This is a genomic window from Rhizobium sp. SG2393, assembly GCF_042610495.1.
GTDB lineage: Bacteria > Pseudomonadota > Alphaproteobacteria > Rhizobiales > Rhizobiaceae > RU20A.
Genome location: NZ_JBHGAP010000006.1, coordinates 205,453 through 222,238, shown reverse-complemented (window position 1 = coordinate 222,238; position 16,786 = coordinate 205,453). Strand labels below are relative to the sequence as shown.

Sequence of the window (16,786 nt, the reverse complement as noted above, 5' to 3'; positions counted from 1 at the left end):
AAGGGGCACTGTGCAGACGGCAGGGCGCGGGTGGTGACGATCCACCCGCGCCCTGTCACGTGTCGAATGGAAACGGCAACCGGATCAGCCGGCCGACTGGCGCGGCCGGGCAACGTCGCTTTCGCCTTCGGCTTCCGGGCCAAAGCCGTAGCTCATGCGCTTCATCTGCGCGGCGACGCGTTCCATTTCCGCTTCGGAGAGCACGGGTGGCTCGCCCAGCGTGAGCGCCTGCACATAGATGCGCGACAGCGTCTCGATCTCGATCGCCATCCACAGTGCATGCTCGAGGTTCTTGCCGAGCGAGATCTGGCCGTGCTGGCCGAGCAGGCAGGCAAGCCGCCCTTCCAGCGCCTTCAGCGCATGGTCCGACAGTTCCTGCGTGCCGTAGGTCGCATAGTCCGAGCAGCGGATCGTGTTGCCGCCGGCAATGGCGGTCATGTAGTGGAAGCTTGGGATGGAACGGTGATGGCAGGCCAGCGTCGTCGCATAGATCGAGTGGCAGTGCAGCACCACCTCGATATCCGGCCGGTTCTTCAGGATATCGCGGTGGAAGCGCCATTCGGACGAGGGGCGCGGGCCGACATAGGTGCCGTCGAAATCCATCTCGACGATATCCTCCGGCTTCATGGTTTCGTAAGCCATAGACGACGGAGTGATCAGGAAGCCGCGGTCGATCCGGACCGAGAGATTGCCCGAAGTGCCCTGGTTGATGCCGCTGTCGTTCATGCGGCGGCAGATGTCGATCATCTGCCGGCGAAGCTCGGCGTTGCTGGTGGCGGTGGTCATGTCGTGATCCTTTCGGAAAGCCTTTTGCTGGCGTTGGGTGGACGGGTCGTCAGCTTCGGCGTCTTCTTCGCGCGTGACCCGTGCCGTGACCGCCGGACCTCCCTCCCCGGGGCTCCGGCGGGAATTCTGTCTCAGTTCTTGATGCGCAGATCCGGCTCCGCGCTGCCCCGGATGATCGTCATGCCGTTCGGCATGTCGTTTTCGTCAAGCTTGAAGCGGATCTCGTCCGGCGTAAGATTGTAATGCACCCAGCGCGCCGTCAGGCGGCGGCGCAGCTCCTCCTCGGTGACATCGACGAAGACGGTATAGTCGAAGACGGGCTTCAACTGGTCCCAGGGTGTGGCCCGCATCAGAAGAAAGGTGCCTTCGCAGACGATGATGCCGGTGGAGCGGGGGATGAGCCGGCCGCCGGCGCGCGCGATCTCAATATCGCGGTCGAAGACCGGCACGGCCACGGTATCGTCCTCGTTCGCCTTCAGCCGCAGCAGCATGTGGCGCAGGCCGTGCACGTCGAACGTGTCCGGCGCGCCCTTGTAGGGCCGGCGCCCGATCGCGTTCAGCACGAGGTCGTCATAGTGATAGCCGTCCTGCGGAAAGATCGCCGCGTGACCGGGCGCGTCCCGGTTCAGCCGCTCGACGACGGCCTCCGACAGCGTGGATTTGCCCGAACCCGGCGGGCCGGCAATGGCGATGATGACGCGGCGCCCGCCGCCGTCGCGAAACCGGGTCTCGGCGACCTTCGCAATGATTTCCGCATTCTCCATGAGATCGGTCACGGCGCATCTCCTCCGGCCTGCTCCGGCAGATGAGATAGCACCGCTGACCGCCGGAAGGCGACAGCAAAATTGCAGGTTTGCGCAGCAAATTGCTGCGTTTGTCACTCAAAAGAGGAAGGCCGGGAACGGACATCTTTGCCCCCTCCCCTTCCGGGCCCCATTCGGCCGCACCGGTTTTCGCGCATCAGTCCTTTGCAAGACCGGCTGACGCCTGCGAAACCGTTGGTTCTGTCGCCTTCTCCGGGCGTTGCCTGTCAGTAGAACAGGTGCCAGGGCGTGAGAAAGGCGCGTGCCATTTCCTCTTCGCGTTCCCGCTCGCTGCGTTCGTCGCTGCGCTTGCCGAACAGGCTCTGGAAAAAGGAGGGCCTCTCCGAGCCTACCGTTTTCGTCTCCGCTGCCCGCAGGGTGTCTGTGCCGCTGGTCGTTTCCGCCGCAGCCAGGTAGCCCATCGTCATGCCGCCAAAGTGAAACATGCCAAATCCCCTTCTCGCCAATAAGGTCCGACCGCGCCTCTTTTCGTGCGCCTGTCCGCGGCTGTTGGTTAACCGTCGGTAAAGAAAGAGTGCCACGTTCCCGCCGAGAGTCAATAGTCTACCAATATGGTCGTGAACTCACGCCACAGGGGATCCGATCTCGGCATAGCCGCGCTTCCTCCGCCGCGCCGCCTGCCGGGCAAACGCCGCTTCCGCCTCGCCTTCCGTCGCATGCCATTCGATGCGCTGCTGCCCGCGCGTGCCGATGCGCCCCCAGACGCGCACCAGTGCGACCGGTCCGAACAGCGTCGGCTGCAGGCTGAGCCCGTAGTAGCGCGCGACGTTGCGCGAGGGGTCTTCGCGGCGGAAATGCAGGTGCTGGGGTGGCGTCATCATGGGGTCGAGTCTGGATCGTCCCGCAGCCAGCGTCCAACGCATCTTGTGAATCGGTTCGGGCCAACCGATTCACGATCGTGATGCATCGCGCTGGCATCATGGTGACCAGTGGATTAACGCTTGCGCGATTCCTGCAAATCACAGAATAATAGCGGCAGATCGGCGTTTCAGCCGTAATTGCCGCCAGAATCCGGTGACCCCATGCAGCACCTGCCCAGCCTTCCCGTCTTCGAGTTCGACGACAAGATCCTGCACCAGGGTGCGGAAATTTCCCGCAAGCTCGACCAGCTGCGTTTAGAGAAGTTTCCGCCGAACGCGCGCAAGACGCTCAGGCAGTTTTCCATGGCCGAGGTCGCCCACTATCTCGGCGTCAGCCCCAACAATCTCAAGCGCCTGCATCTGGAAGGCAAGGGCCCGGTGCCGACCACCGCCTCGGGCGGGCGACGCTTCTACACGGCCGAGCAGATGCAGGAGCTGCGCCTCTTCCTCGACCGCACCGGCAAGGCCGAAGCGAAGAAATACGTGCCGCACCGCAAGCCCGGCGACAAGCTGCAGGTGATCGCCGTCGTCAATTTCAAGGGCGGCAGCGGCAAGACGACGACCACGGCCCACCTCGCCCAGCATCTGGCGCTGACCGGCCACCGCGTGCTTGCCGTCGATCTCGACCCGCAGGCTTCGCTCTCGGCGCTGCACGGCTTCCAGCCGGAGCTTGATCGCAATCCATCGCTTTATGACGCGATCCGCTACGACGACCAGCGCAAGGCGATCGGCGAGATCGTCATGCCCACCAATTTCCCCGGCCTCGACATCATCCCCGCCAATCTCGAGCTGCAGGAATATGAATATGATACGCCGCTTGCCATGCAGGGCGGCGGCGAGGGGCGGCGGTTCTTCACCCGCTTCGGCAAGGTGCTGGCAGAACTGGACGAGCGCTATGACGTGGTGGTGGTCGACTGCCCGCCGCAGCTCGGCTATCTCACCCTGACGGCGCTGACGGCAGCGACCTCCGTGCTCATCACCGTGCATCCGCAGATGCTCGACCTCATGTCCATGTCGCAGTTCCTGCTGATGCTCGGCAACATCACCCGCACCATCAAGCAGGCCGGTGCCGATGTGCGCATGGACTGGCTGCGCTATCTCATCACCCGCTACGAGCCGCAGGATGTGCCGCAGGTGCAGATGCTCGGCTTCATGCAGTCGATGTTCGCGGAAGAGATCCTGAAGAGCCCGATGTTGAAGACCACGGCAATTTCCGATGCCGGCCTCACCAAGCAGACGCTCTACGAGGTTGACCGCTCGGCCTTCACGCGTGAAACCTATGACCGGGCCATCGAATGCATGGATGCGGTGAATTTCGAGGTCCAGGGCCTCATCCACCGGGTCTGGGGCAGGCTTTAGGCGGGCGCTGCTGTTGACGGCCGTAAAAAGTCGTTATTTCGATATCAAAGTCAAGGAATTAGCTGGGCTGGAGACGAGGCATGGCGCGCAAGAACCCCTTTGCCAATCTGATGGACGACAAGCCGGCCGAGGACGGCCGCGTCGCGCTCGACTATACGATCAAGGGCGCCTCGAAGTCGATCCTGAGCTCCATCAACGAGATGGCCTCGCAGGCCGACAAGCTGCTGGCCGGCGAGACGGTGGTGGAGATCGCCCCGAGCGATATCGACGGCTCCTTCGTGCGCGACCGCATGGCCGATGACGATCAGGAGTTCGAGGCACTGGTGGAGGCGATCCGCGAGCGCGGGCAGGACAGTCCCGTGCTGCTGCGGCCGCATCCGTCCGCCGCCGGCCGCTACATGGTCGTCTTCGGTCACCGCCGCGTGCGCGCTGCCGAGCGGCTGGGGCTGAAGGTCCGTGCCGTCATCAAGCAGATGGACGACCGCGCCCATGTGATCGCGCAGGGCCAGGAAAATTCCGCCCGCGCCAATCTTTCCTTCATCGAGCGCGCCGTCTTCGCCGAGCGGGTGGCGCGGCTTGCCTATGACAATGACAACCGCGTGGTGATGACGGCGCTCGCCGTGGATCGCAGCACGCTCTCCAAGATGCTCTCCGTGACCGCCATTCCGGGCGACGTGCTGGAGGCGATCGGTGCCGCGAAGGGCATCGGCCGCGATCGCTGGTACGAGATGAAGCAGCTTCTGGAAAAGCCGGTCCGGCTGGAAGAGGCGAGGGCGCTGCTTTCCGGTGCCGACATGGGGTCGCTTTCGAGCGACGAACGGTTCAACCGCCTGATGACAGTTCTGAAGGCCGCCGACAGGCCGGTGAAGGCGAAGCCGGTGCGAAAGAGCCGGAGCTGGGCCGCGGAGGACAAGGCCGTGGCTGCCGACATCTCCTCCGACGGACGCCGGTTCACGCTGGCGCTGAAGGCGCGCGACGCCGTCGATTTCGGGGACTTCCTGTCCGATCGCCTGCCGGAGCTCTACGAAGCCTTCCGCAGGGAAAAAGACGGCCGCTGATCGGGCGACCGTCCAGCTCGGGCGCCGATACCGGCGCCGTCAACCTTTCGTTAACCATGAAGCGTCGGCTCTCGACGCCATCGGTCCGTGCACCTCGCCCCGTCTCAGGCGGCCAGCCGGCGGAACTTGGTGCGGACTTCCTCCACATAATGCTTGCCGGGGGAGGGGGCGTTGACGAGTGCCTCGACATCGCCAAGGCTGACGCCCTCGAAGAGACGCTGTTCGCCGCTGTGCAGGCGCACCCGGAGCTTGCCATCCTCGGGGCTGAAATAGACGGCCTCGATCAGGCGGGACTGGACCGGAAGTGCGGTCATCCCCTCCACGGCCGGAATATCGGATACGACGCGAAGCGGCGGCCGGCGCGTGGCGCGGGTGGCATGGCGCATCGCGCGCAAAGCGTTGTAGGCATAGGCGAATGCCATGCCCGCTGCGGCGCCCGCCGTCTTCACCAGCGCATCGTCGATGCGGGCGTGCCGGGTCGGCGACAGCAATTGCAGCGCCTCGGTCGCGCTGGCCGCGAGAACAACGAGCAGGCCCACCTTCAAGGCATGGCGCGGATAGGCAATCATGAAGCCTGCGGCCAGAAGGCCGAAGGCGAGTGCGCGATCCACATCCACGGCGAAAATGTCGCCGGGCCGCATCTGGATGGGGGAGACCGTCACGAAGACGATGGCGGCAAGGGCGGTCCAGACCGCGATCTGATAGGGTGCGTTTTTCATGCCCGGGAGCTTAGGGCGTCAAGTCCTAAAGCTCTGCCTAAAGCGCGCAGCCTTCCGCCGGCGATCGTTTCGGAGGGTTAAGGGAGGGTCAAGCGCGCCGCGGGCCGTCTCATTGGCCGGCCCTGAGCGTTGATGGGAGGCGAGGGGAGGGGAGCGGTCGGTGGACACAGCGCCTCGCCCCCCATGCAACAAAAAGCCCCCGGCCATCGCGTGATTGCCGGGGGCTTGCGAGAATGGGCCGTATCAGTCGATCAGCGGCAGAAGCTCGCTGACGGACTTCTTGGCATCGCCGTAGAACATGCGGGTGTTCTCCTTGAAGAACAGCGGGTTTTCGATGCCGGAATAGCCGGTGCCCTGGCCGCGCTTGGAGACGATGACGAGCTTTGCCTTCCAGACTTCCAGCACGGGCATGCCGGCGATCGGCGAGTTGGGATCGTCCTGGGCAGCCGGGTTGACGATGTCGTTGGAGCCGATGACGATGACGACGTCCGTGTCCGGGAAGTCCTCGTTGATCTCGTCCATTTCCAGCACGATGTCGTAGGGCACCTTGGCTTCGGCCAGCAGCACGTTCATGTGGCCGGGCAGGCGTCCCGCGACGGGGTGGATGGCGAAGCGGACATTCTTGCCCGCCGCGCGCAGCTTGCGCGTCAGTTCGGACACCGCAGCTTGAGCCTGCGCCACCGCCATGCCGTAGCCGGGCACGATGATGACGCTGTCGGCTTCCTTCAGGGCGCTAGCGACGCCGTCGGTGTCGATCGCCACCTGCTCGCCGGTGATTTCCATCGCCGGACCCGTGGTGCCGCCGAAGCCGCCGAGGATGACGGAGACGAAGGAGCGGTTCATCGCCTTGCACATGATGTAGGACAGGATGGCGCCGGACGAGCCGACCAGCGCGCCGGTGACGATCAGCAGATCGTTCGACAGCGAGAAGCCGATGGCCGCCGCCGCCCAGCCGGAATAGCTGTTGAGCATGGAGACCACGACCGGCATGTCGGCGCCGCCGATGCCCATGATCAGGTGGTAGCCGATGAAGAGCGCCAGAAGCGTCATCAGGATCAGCGTCCAGCTGCCGGCGCCGTTGAAGTAAAGCACGAGCAGCAGCAGCGAGCCGATGGCCGCGCCGGCATTGAGCAGATGGCCGCCCGGCAGCTTCTTCGCCTTGCCGTCGATCTTGCCGGCCAGCTTGCCATAGGCGACGACCGAGCCGGTGAAGGTGACGGCACCGATGAAGACGCCAAGGAACACCTCGATCTTCAGCACCGAGAGTTCCGGCAGGGTCTTCTGGGCGATCTTCAGGGCAAAGCCGTGGAAATCCGCAAAGAGACCCGACTGCCCCGCCGCCGTCGCGCAGGCGATGGCGCTGGAGAGCGGATCGCAGGCCGCAATGCCGGCAGCACTCAGCGTGGAGGCGATGCGCCACATCTCGACTTCGGCGTTGAAGCCGATGAAGACGGCGGCAAGGCCGACGAGGGAGTGCATGGCCGCCACGAGCTGCGGCATTTCCGTCATCTGCACGCGCTGGGCCACGACCCAGCCGATCGCGCCGCCGATGACGATCATGACGAGCGAGACGCCCCAGTTGCCGGCGCCGGGTCCGTAGATGGTCGCGGCAACGGCCAGCGCCATGCCGACGATGCCGTACCAGACGGCGCGCTTGGCGCTTTCCTGGCCGGAAAGGCCACCGAGCGAGAGGATGAAGAGAACGGCCGAGACCACATAGGCCGCCGTGGTGAATCCGTATTCCATGTGTCTTTTCTCCCCCGGCTCAGGACTTCTGGAACATGGCGAGCATGCGCCGCGTGACCATGAAACCGCCGACGATATTGATGCCCGCCATCAGCACGGAGAGCGCGGCGAGGATGATGACGAGCCAGTTGCCGGAGCCGATCTGCATCAGCGCCCCGAGGATGATGATCGAGGAGATCGCATTGGTGATGGCCATCAGCGGCGTGTGCAGCGAATGGCTGACATTCCAGATCACCTGGAAGCCGACGAAGCAGGCGAGCACGAAGACGATGAAATGGCTCATGAAACTCGCCGGAGCGTAAAGACCGGCGAGCAGGATCAGCGCGCCGCCGCCGGCAAGCATCGCCACCTGGCTGCGGGTCTGCGCCTTGAAGGCCGCGATCTCGCGGGCGCGCTTCTCCTCCGGCGTCGGCTCCTTCACCTTTTCCTTCGGCTTGGCGGCCGCGATCGCCTGGATCTTCGGCGGCGGCGGCGGGAAGGTGATCGCGCCCGCATGCGTCACGGTCGCGCCGCGGATCACGTCGTCTTCCATGTTGTGCACGACCGTGCCGTCCTTGGCGGGCGTCAGGTCGGTCATCATGTGGCGGATGTTGGTGGAATAGAGCGTCGAGGCCTGGGCGGCCATGCGGCTCGGGAAATCGGTATAGCCGACGACGATGACGCCGTTGTCGGACACGATGCGCTGGTCGGCGACCGTGAGGTCGCAATTGCCGCCGCGTTCGGCGGCGAGATCGACGATGACGGAGCCGGGCTTCATCATCGCCACCATGTCGGCGAGCCAGAGCTTCGGCGCGTCCCGGCCGGGGATCAGCGCCGTGGTGATGACGATGTCGATGTCAGGCGCCAGCTCGCGGAACTTGGCGAGCTGCTTTTCGCGGAACTCGGGCGAGGAGGGGGCTGCATAGCCGCCGGTCGCCGCACCGTCCTGGGCCGGGCCGTCGAAGTCGAGGAAGACGAATTCGGCGCCCATGCTCTCGATCTGCTCGGCGACTTCCGGGCGCACGTCGAAGGCGTAGGTGATGGCGCCGAGCGAGGTGGCGGTGCCGATGGCGGCAAGGCCGGCCACGCCTGCGCCGATCACCAGCACCTTGGCCGGCGGCACCTTGCCGGCGGCGGTCACCTGTCCGGTGAAGAAGCGGCCGAAATTGTTGCCGGCCTCGATCACGGCGCGGTAGCCGGCGATGTTGGCCATGGAGGAGAGCGCATCCATCTTCTGGGCGCGCGAGATGCGCGGCACCATGTCCATGGCGATCACGCTCGCACCGGTCTCCTTCGCCTGCTCCAGAAGATCCTTGTTCTGGGCGGGATAGAAGAAGGAGATCAGCGTCTTGCCGCCCGACAGACGGGCCACTTCCGCGCTTTCCGGCGGGCGCACCTTGGCGATGATGTCGGCATCCGCATAGAGCGCCTCGGCACTGTCGACGACCGTCACGCCGGCCGCCCGGTAGGCCTCGTCGGAAAAGCCTGCGGCCTTGCCGGCACCGGCTTCGATCAGGCAGGCATGGCCGAGTTTCTGCAGTGCGAGCGCGCTGTCGGGCGTCATGGCGACGCGCGCCTCGCCCGGATAAAGCTCTTTCGGTGTCCCGATCTTCATAGGAAATCCCCCTGTCTGCGATGGTGTGCTGCCGGCGGCCGGCGGAAGATGACCGCGGTAGCGCCTGCAAGTTGTGATGCTGGATGAGCGTCGGGCTCGGCCCTTGCCGGTCCCGCAGCACGCGGCCAGCCTGCCGATGTGACAAAGACGTCTGTCATGCCGATATGCCCCTCCCTCTGGCCCTATCGTGCGCGCGGCGCTTGCAAGTGGCGCCTTCTTTTCTCCCCGTTACCGCATCGTTCGCAAAACACAAGGCCGCCAAAGGCTCGGCCAAGAAAATATTTTAAGCTTAAACGATTTAGGTTCCTCCCGGCGACGATAGAGGAGAAGATTTCCGCTGAACAGCCGCAGGCCACGCTTCGATTGCGAAAAATGACGCAACGACGCCACAAAATGCCGCTTGTCGGGCACGGACGTCGCCAGGTGGCCTGAACCCCCGAAGGAGAAGACGAAGCGATCCTCGCCGGGTGCGGCCTCCACCGGGTCCGTCTGTCCAAGGCGTCTGCCATCCAGGCTCCCTGATATTCCGACCGGTTGTTTACCCATTGTTCGGAGTTTATGCGGTAGCCATGGGCCACGGGCGCTTCAGGTAGTGCGTGCGCCCGGCTTTTCCTTTCGCCCATGGCCCCGTTGCCCACAGGCTCAGAAAATCCTTCCGAAAATCAAATAGATAGAAGCGCGTCATTGCACGCGTGGGAACGCGTGTGCTCTTTGTACCGGTATGCAACGAGCTATGCATGCACGTGCAATGCTGCTTTGCACAATGGACATTGGTCAGGCGGCCGCTCCCGCTCTATAAACATTCTCAGAAACCGGGTCTCCTCCTCCTCCCAACGACCTGNGCACGTGCAATGCTGCTTTGCACAATGGACATTGGTCAGGCGGCCGCTCCCGCTCTATAAACATTCTCAGAAACCGGGTCTCCTCCTCCTCCCAACGACCTGGTTTCGGGCGACCGCGGACCTCCTCCTCCTCCCAGTCCGTGGTCAATTTCGGGAAGCCCGGCACTCCTCCTCCCAGCCGGGCTTCCCCTCCTCCCCCCCCCCCCCTTCAATGTCTTGCAGCAACGTACCCTTTGACCGGCCAAACGCTTTGAGGCGCTTGCGTGCCGGTGTTTCCGTGTGGTCGCCCATCCGCATGCTTCATCGGCCATGCCCGTCGCGGCAAAGAAAAAGCCCCGAAGCGTGGAACTTCGGGGCAGGGGAGGAGAGGGAGGAGCCTTGTGCTGTTTCTCAGCCTTCTTCCTGGAAGACCGTCTCGCGCTTTGCCTTCACGCTCGGCAGGAAGACGACGATCAGGACACCCAGTGCGATCAGCAGCAGGGTGGCGCTGATCGGCCGCGTCACGAAGGTGCTGGGATCGCCGCGCGACAGGATCATGGCGCGCCGCAGGTTTTCCTCCAGAAGCGGGCCGAGGACGAAGCCGAGCAGCAGCGGCGCCGGCTCGCAGCGCAGCTTGGACAGCAGGTAGCCGGCAAGACCGAAGCCCGCGACCGCATAGAGGTCGTAGGGGTTGCCGTTGACGCTGTAGACGCCGATGGCGCAGAAGGCCATGATCGTCGGGAAGAGCACGGTATAGGGTACGGTCAGCAGCTTCACCCAGATGCCGATCAGCGGCAGGTTCAGCACGACCAGCATCAGATTGCCGATCCACATGGAGGCGATGATGCCCCAGAAGAGTGCCGGCTGTTCGGTCGCGACGTTCGGGCCGGGCACGATGCCCTGGATGATCATCGCGCCGATCATCAGCGCCATCACAGGGTTGGCGGGAATGCCGAGCGTGAGCAGCGGAATGAAGGAGGTCTGGGCACCGGCATTGTTGGCCGATTCCGGACCGGCGACGCCGGCGATCGCACCCTTGCCGAACTCTTCCGGATGCTTGGAGATCTTCTTCTCCACCGTATAGGAGGCGAAGGAGGCGAGGATGGCGCCGCCGCCGGGCAGGATGCCGAGGGCCGAGCCGATGCCGGTGCCGCGCAGCACGGGGCCGACCATCTGGCGGAAGTCGTCCTTGGTGGGCAGCAGGCCGCTGACCTTCTTCATGAGAACGGTGCGGTTGAAGTCACCTTCGAGGTTGCGCAGGATTTCGGCGATGCCGAAGACGCCGACGGCGAGTGCCACGAAGTTCAGCCCGTCGGCATATTCACTGATGCCCATCGTGAAGCGCGGGGTACCGGTGTAGATGTCCGTGCCGACGAGGCCGAGCAGCAGGCCGAGCGAGACCATGGCGAGCGCCTTGATCACCGAACCGTGGGCGAGCGCGATCGACGAGACGAGACCGACCACCATCAGCGAGAAATATTCCGGCGCGCCGAACTGCAGGGCGATGACCGTCAGCGGCGGGGCAAAGATCGCGACCAGCATCGTCGAGACCGAGCCGGCGAAGAAGGAGCCGATGGCGGCGATGGCGAGCGCCGCGCCGGCCCGGCCCTTGCGGGCCATCTGGTAGCCGTCGATGGCGGTGACGGCGGATGAGGATTCGCCGGGCATGTTGATCAGGATGGCGGTGGTCGAGCCGCCATATTGCGCGCCGTAATAGATGCCGGCGAGCATGATCAGCGAGGAGACGGGCTCCAGCTGGAAGGTGATCGGCAGCAACATGGCGATGGTCGCCGTGGCGCCGATGCCGGGCAGGACGCCGATCAGCGTGCCGAGCAGGGCGCCGATCAGGCAGAACAGCAGGTTTTCCAGGGAGCCGGCGGTCGCAAAGCCGAGCGCGAGATTGTTGAAGAGTTCCATGGCGGCCTCCTTAGAACCGGACCCAGGGGCCGAAGCGCTCGAAGGGAAGCCCGAGTGCGTAGCTGAAGATGGCGACCGAGAAGACGGTGATCGCCGCGGCAAGTGCCAGTGCGCCGAGCGGCTTCATCTTGCCGGATGCGAAGGCGGCGATGAACGATGTCACGAAGAGCGATGGCACGAAGCCAAGGCCGCGCACCGTCAGGCCGAAGAAGATCGGCGCCGGCAGGATGAAGAAGATGCCGCGCCAGGCGAGCATGCCCATCGGCTGCTCTTCCTTGCCGAAGGAGCCGACGAGGATAATGAGCCCGAAGATCATCAGCAGGATGGCGAGCATGAACGGGAAGTAGCCCGGGCCCATGCGGAAGGCGGTGCCGAGGTCCAGCGCGAGCGACTGGACGGCGAAGAACAGGCCGAGGCCGATGAACAGCGCTCCACAGAGCAGGTCGGTCCGATCATAGCGAGATGGTGACATGGTTTCCCCCGGAAGTCTTGGCCGTCCGGCGCATCGGCTGCGGCGGCGGCGTGACACGGCCCGGCCATTGCCGTGGATGATCATCATCGACGGGGCCGGGAACGCATGGGTCTTCGGTTGTTTGTGACGCCGGTCCAGTGACCGGCGTTGGTGCGTCTGGCCGTCCTCCCGGCCGCGTCGCCGGGTGGAGGCGAGGGGAGCGGGGCCATCACTGCGCGCCGCTCCCGCCGGGTTTGCCCTTGCCTTAGTCGGCGTAGGTGCCGGCCGCGTCGATGATCGGCTTCCAGCGGGCGATTTCGCCTTCGAGCTTGGCCTTCAGCGCAGCGGGCGTCGCGTCGGCTTCCGACGACGGTGCGGTGCCGAGTTCGGCAAAGCGGCTGACGACGTTCGGATCCTTCAGCGCCTTCTGCAGCGCAGCCGACAGCTTGGTGTTGACGGCTTCCGGCGTGCCCTTCGGCGTGTAGATGCCGTGCCAGATGCCGATTTCGAAGCCCGGCAGGCCGCCTTCGACGGCGGTTGGCACGTCGGGGAAGATGTCGAGGCGCTTGGGCGCGGTCACGGCATAGGCCTTGATGGTGCCGCCCTGGATCTGCTTCGTCGTGTTGGTGGTCTGGTCGCACATGATGTCCACCTGGCCGCCGAGCAGGTCGGTCATCGCCGGGCCGGTGCCCTTGTAGGGCACGGTGACGAGCGGGGTCTCGATCGCGCTCATGAACAGCATGCCGCACAGGTGCGAGGCCGCGCCGATGCCGGCATTGGCGACGGTGACCGTGTCCTTGTTGGCCTTGACGTAGTCGATCAGGCCCTTGAGGTCGGTCGGCTCGAGATCCTTGCGGGCGACGATCGTCATCGGGACATCGGTCACGAGGCCGACATAGTCGAAGGCGTTCAGCGGATCATAGGCGAGCTTGCGGTAGAGCGTGGCGCTGGTGGCCATGCCGATGTGGTGCAGCAGGATGGTGTAGCCGTCCGGATCGGAGCTCGCCACGCGGCCGGCGCCCAGCGTGCCGCCGGCGCCGCCGACGTTTTCGACGATGATCTGCTGGCCGAGATCCTTGGACATGGATTCCGCCACGAGGCGCGCGACCGTATCCGTCGGACCGCCGGCCGAGAAGGGCACGACCATCGTGATGTTGCGTTCCGGATATTCGGCAAAGGCCGCGCCGGAAAAAAGGGTAGCCGCAAACGCGCCCGCGACAGCGAGCGTTTTCAGGAATGACATGGGTATCCTCCACCTGTTGAAAGCAAGCCCGGAACACTCCTCTGTGCCGGATGCTTGGAGGCGATTGTGAGCACCTTTGCCGCGTTCACAACGGTTCGCCCGGCGGCATGTCTCAATTTTTGCTTAACAATCGCCGTGGATGGGTGGAGAGGGTAACAAACGCCATGTCTGATGGGTGGATTTCCACCCATTCGACCGTGGGATTATTCGACGAGGCGGCCGTCCTGCTTGTCGAGGCCATATTTCTGCATCTTTTCGTAGAGCGTCTTGCGGGAGATTCCGAGCGTTTCATAGACCGGTTTCAGCGCGCCGCCATGGGCCGCGATCGTGCTGGCGATGATGCGCCGCTCATAGGCCGCGACGCGATCGGCAAGCGGCAGGTCCGTGCCGCCATCGTCTGTCCTGCCGGCCCGCGCCACCTCCGGCTGGCCGATGCCTAGCACGAAGCGGTCGGCGGCGTTGCGCAACTCCCGCACATTGCCCGGCCAGTCGGCCTCCCCGACATCCGCCAGAACCGAAGGCGGCACGTCAGGATCCTCGCGCCCGTAGCGGGCAGCCGCCTCGCGCACCAGATGCAGGAAGAGCAGCGGAATATCGGCGCGCCGCTCGGCAAGGGCGGGAATGTGCAGGGTCGCGACGTTCAGCCGGTAGAAGAGATCGGCGCGGAAACGGCCGGCGGCGACCTCGCCTTCGAGATCGACCTTGCTCGTCGCCACGAAGCGCACGTCGAGCGGCAGGGTCTCGTTCGATCCGAGACGCGTGATGGTGCGCTCCTGCAGCACGCGCAGGAACTTGGCCTGCAGGTCGAGCGGCATGGAGCCGATCTCGTCGAGCAGGATCGTGCCGCCGCGCCCGTGCTCGAACTTGCCGTGCCGGGCCCGGAGCGCGCCGGGGAAGGCGCCGACCTCATGGCCGAACAGCTCGCTTTCGATGAGTGATTCCGGCAGGGCCGCGCAGTTGATGGCGAGGAACGGCCGGCCGGCCCGGCTGGAGAGATCGTGCAGCGCGCGCGCCGCCACCTCCTTGCCGGCGCCGGTTTCGCCGATGATCAGCGTATCGGCCTCCGTCGCCCCGATGGCCCTCAGACGATAGCGCAGATCGACCATCACCGGGGTGCGGCCCGGCATGCGGGTTTCCAGATCGTCATTCTTACCGGCCACCGCCTTCAGCCGCCGGTTTTCCAGAACCAGCCCGCGCCGGTCCAGTGCGCGGGCAACAATCCCGGCAAGCGTCTGCAGCGAGAAGGGCTTCTCGATGAAGTCATAGGCGCCCTCGCGCATCGCCTTGACGGCCAGCTGCACGTCGCCATGGCCGGTGACGAGGATGACAGGGATCTCGTGGTCGATTTCGCGGATCCGCTGCATCAGCGTCATCCCGTCCATGCCCTGCATGCGGATGTCGGTCACGACGATGCCGGGAAAGCCGAAGCTGACACGCGCGAGGCCATCCTCCCCACTCGAAAGCGCCTCCACGGGAAAGTCTGCGAGTTCCAGCGCCTGGGCCGTCGAACGGCGCAGTTCTTCCTCGTCGTCGATCAGCAGGATACGCGGATTCTTCACTGGGCGGCTTCCATGGTGGTCGATACCGGATTGGCTGTGGCCAGCACGATGGAGAACACCGCCCCGCCGTCGGGATGATTGGCAACGGAAAGCTCGCCGCCGAAATCCTTGACGATGTTATAGGAAATGGAGAGCCCGAGGCCCAGTCCCTTGCCCACCCCCTTGGTGGTGAAGAAGGGGTCGAAGATGCGCGCCGCGATGGCCGGCGGCACGCCCTCGCCATGGTCGCGCAGGGCAATCGTCACCGCTTCGCCGCTTTCGCGCGCGGTCAGTTCGATCAGCCGGTTCTCCCGGCCCTCCACCGCATCCCCGGCGTTGGTGATGATGTTGACCAACACCTGCTGCAGGCGCACCGGCCCCGCCAGCACCACGGGTGCGGGATCGCCAAGGTCGATGACGAGGCGTGCGCCGGCGGCGTTGAGGCGCGGCGCGACGATCTCCAGCGTGTCGGTCAGCACGGCCGGCAGCGAAACGGGGCCGAGCTTTTCGTTCGGCTTGCGGGCGAAATTGCGCAGGTGCTGGCCGAGCGAAGCCATGCGGTCCACCAGCTTGGTGATGCGCGAGACATTGTCGGAGGCTTCCTCCGTCCGGCCCCGCGCCATGAGAAGGGCGGCGCTTTCGGCGTAGTTTCGCACCGCCGCCAGCGGCTGGTTGAACTCGTGGGAAAGTGCTGCCGACATCTGGCCGAGGCCGGCGAGCTTGGCGGCCTGGATGAGATCGGCCTGCGTTTCGCGCAATTGCTGGTTCACGCGGGCGAGATCGGAGGTACGCTCCTCGACGCGCCGCTCCAGTTCGGCCTTGGCGCGGATTTCCATCGACAGCTGTTCGTCGCGTCGCGCCTTGCGTTGCATCAGCACCAGAAGGCCCAGCCCGGCGAGAAGCAGCGAGAGCACGATGGCCACCGTGGCCGTCCGGATCTGGCTTTGCACCGACGCGGTGTCGAGGAGCACATGCACCGTCCAGCCGGCATCCGTCACATGCTCCTCGCGTGCCAGATATTCGCGCGTCGTCCCGTCGCGGTCCGTCACGCTCATCAGCACATGGTCGCGAAAGCGTGTCTCGCTCACCGGCAGCTCCCTCAGGACCGCATCGGAGTAGCGCCGCGAGGCCTGGGTGCGCGCCAGTCGCTCTGCCGTCAGCGGTTTCAGCCCGGCATATAGCCAGTCCCGATTGCCGCTCATGAAGATGATGCCTTCGGGGTCGGTGACGAGAATGCGCGACTCGCCCGCCGGCCAGCTGGCCTCGATCTGGTCCACATCGACCTTGAAGGCGATCACGCCGCGGATCGTGCCGTAGATGCGGATGGGCGCGGAGAAGTAATAGCCACGTTTGGCCGACGTCGTGCCGAGCGCATAGAAGCGCGCATCCCGGCCCGCAATCGCGTCCTGAAAATAGGGCCGGTAGCTGAAATTCTCCCCGATGAAACTCGCAGGCCTGTCGAAATTGCTGGCCGCGATCGTCTCGCCCGTCTCGTCCATCACGTAGATGTCGGAGGATTTCAGCAGCGCGTTGATGGCGCGCAGATAGTGGTTGGCATTGGCACGCAGCGTCTTTTCGCCCGGCCGCGCCAGCAGTTCCTTGATGTCGTCATTGTCGGCGATGAGCGCCGGCAGCGCCTCGTAGCGTTTCAGGTGCCCGTTAAGGGCCGCCACGGCGAGGCTGAGCGTGCTCGCGGCCTGTGTGGACGCTTCGTCGAGGAAGCTGCGCTTGAGAAAGGGCATGCTGACCGCCGCCGCAAGGACCGCGAAGGCGATCGTCACGGCAAAGACGGTCAGACCCTGTCTTGTTCTGCGCTGCAAACCTCGTCCTCCCGCAACGTCCACAACCGCAACAATAATCATGCTGGCGG

General features: G+C 64.9%; 14 protein-coding genes. 2 read left to right on the top strand and 12 right to left on the bottom strand.

The features are described from left to right. Positions 1 to 84: 84 nt before the first annotated feature. The 4 genes from ACED18_RS14670 to ACED18_RS14655 all read right to left on the bottom strand — a co-directional run bounded on the left by ACED18_RS14670 (position 85) and on the right by ACED18_RS14655 (position 2,431). A complete protein-coding gene (locus ACED18_RS14670; RefSeq protein WP_377293479.1) occupies positions 85 to 786 on the bottom strand; it encodes a class II aldolase/adducin family protein in 702 nt (233 codons plus the stop codon). Between the two features lie 131 nt (positions 787 to 917). Beyond that, a complete protein-coding gene (locus ACED18_RS14665) occupies positions 918 to 1,562 on the bottom strand; it encodes a nucleoside/nucleotide kinase family protein (protein ID WP_377293477.1) in 645 nt (214 codons plus the stop codon). A gap of 254 nt (positions 1,563 to 1,816) precedes the next feature. Then, on the bottom strand, positions 1,817 to 2,035 hold the full coding sequence (locus tag ACED18_RS14660) for a hypothetical protein (RefSeq protein WP_377293475.1): 219 nt from the start codon (positions 2,033 to 2,035) through the stop codon (positions 1,817 to 1,819). 138 nt (positions 2,036 to 2,173) lie between these two features. Beyond that, positions 2,174 to 2,431, bottom strand: coding sequence for a WGR domain-containing protein (locus ACED18_RS14655; protein WP_377293473.1), 258 nt, complete (start codon positions 2,429 to 2,431; stop codon positions 2,174 to 2,176). Between the two features lie 201 nt (positions 2,432 to 2,632). Between ACED18_RS14655 and repA the strand changes: the two genes are divergently transcribed. Both repA and repB read left to right on the top strand, forming a co-directional pair. Then, positions 2,633 to 3,829: a plasmid partitioning protein RepA gene (gene repA / locus ACED18_RS14650; protein WP_377293471.1), complete on the top strand. Its 1,197-nt coding sequence runs from the start codon at positions 2,633 to 2,635 to the stop codon at positions 3,827 to 3,829. Between the two features lie 80 nt (positions 3,830 to 3,909). Continuing rightward, positions 3,910 to 4,887, top strand: a complete 978-nt coding sequence (repB, locus tag ACED18_RS14645) for a plasmid partitioning protein RepB (RefSeq protein ID WP_377293469.1) — start codon at positions 3,910 to 3,912, stop codon at positions 4,885 to 4,887. Between the two features lie 104 nt (positions 4,888 to 4,991). Here repB and ACED18_RS14640 read toward each other — a convergent pair whose 3' ends face one another. The 8 genes from ACED18_RS14640 to ACED18_RS14605 all read right to left on the bottom strand — a co-directional run bounded on the left by ACED18_RS14640 (position 4,992) and on the right by ACED18_RS14605 (position 16,658). Beyond that, a complete protein-coding gene (locus ACED18_RS14640; protein WP_377293467.1) occupies positions 4,992 to 5,606 on the bottom strand; it encodes a VanZ family protein in 615 nt (204 codons plus the stop codon). Positions 5,607 to 5,849: 243 nt separating this feature from the next. Continuing rightward, positions 5,850 to 7,352, bottom strand: a complete 1,503-nt coding sequence (locus ACED18_RS14635; protein WP_377293465.1) for an NAD(P)(+) transhydrogenase (Re/Si-specific) subunit beta — start codon at positions 7,350 to 7,352, stop codon at positions 5,850 to 5,852. A 19-nt stretch (positions 7,353 to 7,371) separates the two neighbouring features. Next, the gene (locus tag ACED18_RS14630; RefSeq protein WP_377293463.1) at positions 7,372 to 8,946 is read right to left on the bottom strand and encodes a Re/Si-specific NAD(P)(+) transhydrogenase subunit alpha; all 1,575 of its coding nucleotides are present in this window, start codon (positions 8,944 to 8,946) and stop codon (positions 7,372 to 7,374) included. A 1,232-nt stretch (positions 8,947 to 10,178) separates the two neighbouring features. Further along, positions 10,179 to 11,684 (bottom strand): tripartite tricarboxylate transporter permease, encoded by a 1,506-nt coding sequence (locus ACED18_RS14625; protein ID WP_377293461.1) that lies wholly within the window; start codon positions 11,682 to 11,684, stop codon positions 10,179 to 10,181. Between the two features lie 10 nt (positions 11,685 to 11,694). Further along, on the bottom strand, positions 11,695 to 12,156 hold the full coding sequence (locus tag ACED18_RS14620; protein WP_377293459.1) for a tripartite tricarboxylate transporter TctB family protein: 462 nt from the start codon (positions 12,154 to 12,156) through the stop codon (positions 11,695 to 11,697). Positions 12,157 to 12,400: 244 nt separating this feature from the next. Then, positions 12,401 to 13,378 (bottom strand): tripartite tricarboxylate transporter substrate-binding protein, encoded by a 978-nt coding sequence (locus ACED18_RS14615; RefSeq protein WP_377293457.1) that lies wholly within the window; start codon positions 13,376 to 13,378, stop codon positions 12,401 to 12,403. Between the two features lie 203 nt (positions 13,379 to 13,581). Next, complete coding sequence (locus tag ACED18_RS14610) at positions 13,582 to 14,937, bottom strand: sigma-54-dependent transcriptional regulator (protein ID WP_377293455.1); 1,356 nt, start codon at positions 14,935 to 14,937, stop codon at positions 13,582 to 13,584. Next, positions 14,934 to 16,658, bottom strand: coding sequence for an ATP-binding protein (locus tag ACED18_RS14605; RefSeq protein WP_377293502.1), 1,725 nt, complete (start codon positions 16,656 to 16,658; stop codon positions 14,934 to 14,936). Before ACED18_RS14605 ends, ACED18_RS14610 begins: the two co-directional genes overlap by 4 nt. Between the last annotated feature and the right edge of the window lie 128 nt (positions 16,659 to 16,786).

Coding starts and splice junctions, on each gene's coding strand:
- ACED18_RS14670 (WP_377293479.1), bottom strand. CDS start 786: ATGACCACCGCCACCAGCAACGCCGAGCTTCGCCGGCAGATGATCGAC.
- ACED18_RS14660 (WP_377293475.1), bottom strand. CDS start 2,035: ATGTTTCACTTTGGCGGCATGACGATGGGCTACCTGGCTGCGGCGGAA.
- ACED18_RS14655 (WP_377293473.1), bottom strand. CDS start 2,431: ATGATGACGCCACCCCAGCACCTGCATTTCCGCCGCGAAGACCCCTCG.
- repA (WP_377293471.1), top strand. CDS start 2,633: ATGCAGCACCTGCCCAGCCTTCCCGTCTTCGAGTTCGACGACAAGATC.
- repB (WP_377293469.1), top strand. CDS start 3,910: ATGGCGCGCAAGAACCCCTTTGCCAATCTGATGGACGACAAGCCGGCC.
- ACED18_RS14640 (WP_377293467.1), bottom strand. CDS start 5,606: ATGAAAAACGCACCCTATCAGATCGCGGTCTGGACCGCCCTTGCCGCC.
- ACED18_RS14635 (WP_377293465.1), bottom strand. CDS start 7,352: ATGGAATACGGATTCACCACGGCGGCCTATGTGGTCTCGGCCGTTCTC.
- ACED18_RS14630 (WP_377293463.1), bottom strand. CDS start 8,946: ATGAAGATCGGGACACCGAAAGAGCTTTATCCGGGCGAGGCGCGCGTC.
- ACED18_RS14625 (WP_377293461.1), bottom strand. CDS start 11,684: ATGGAACTCTTCAACAATCTCGCGCTCGGCTTTGCGACCGCCGGCTCC.
- ACED18_RS14620 (WP_377293459.1), bottom strand. CDS start 12,156: ATGTCACCATCTCGCTATGATCGGACCGACCTGCTCTGTGGAGCGCTG.
- ACED18_RS14615 (WP_377293457.1), bottom strand. CDS start 13,378: ATGTCATTCCTGAAAACGCTCGCTGTCGCGGGCGCGTTTGCGGCTACC.
- ACED18_RS14605 (WP_377293502.1), bottom strand. CDS start 16,658: ATGCCCTTTCTCAAGCGCAGCTTCCTCGACGAAGCGTCCACACAGGCC.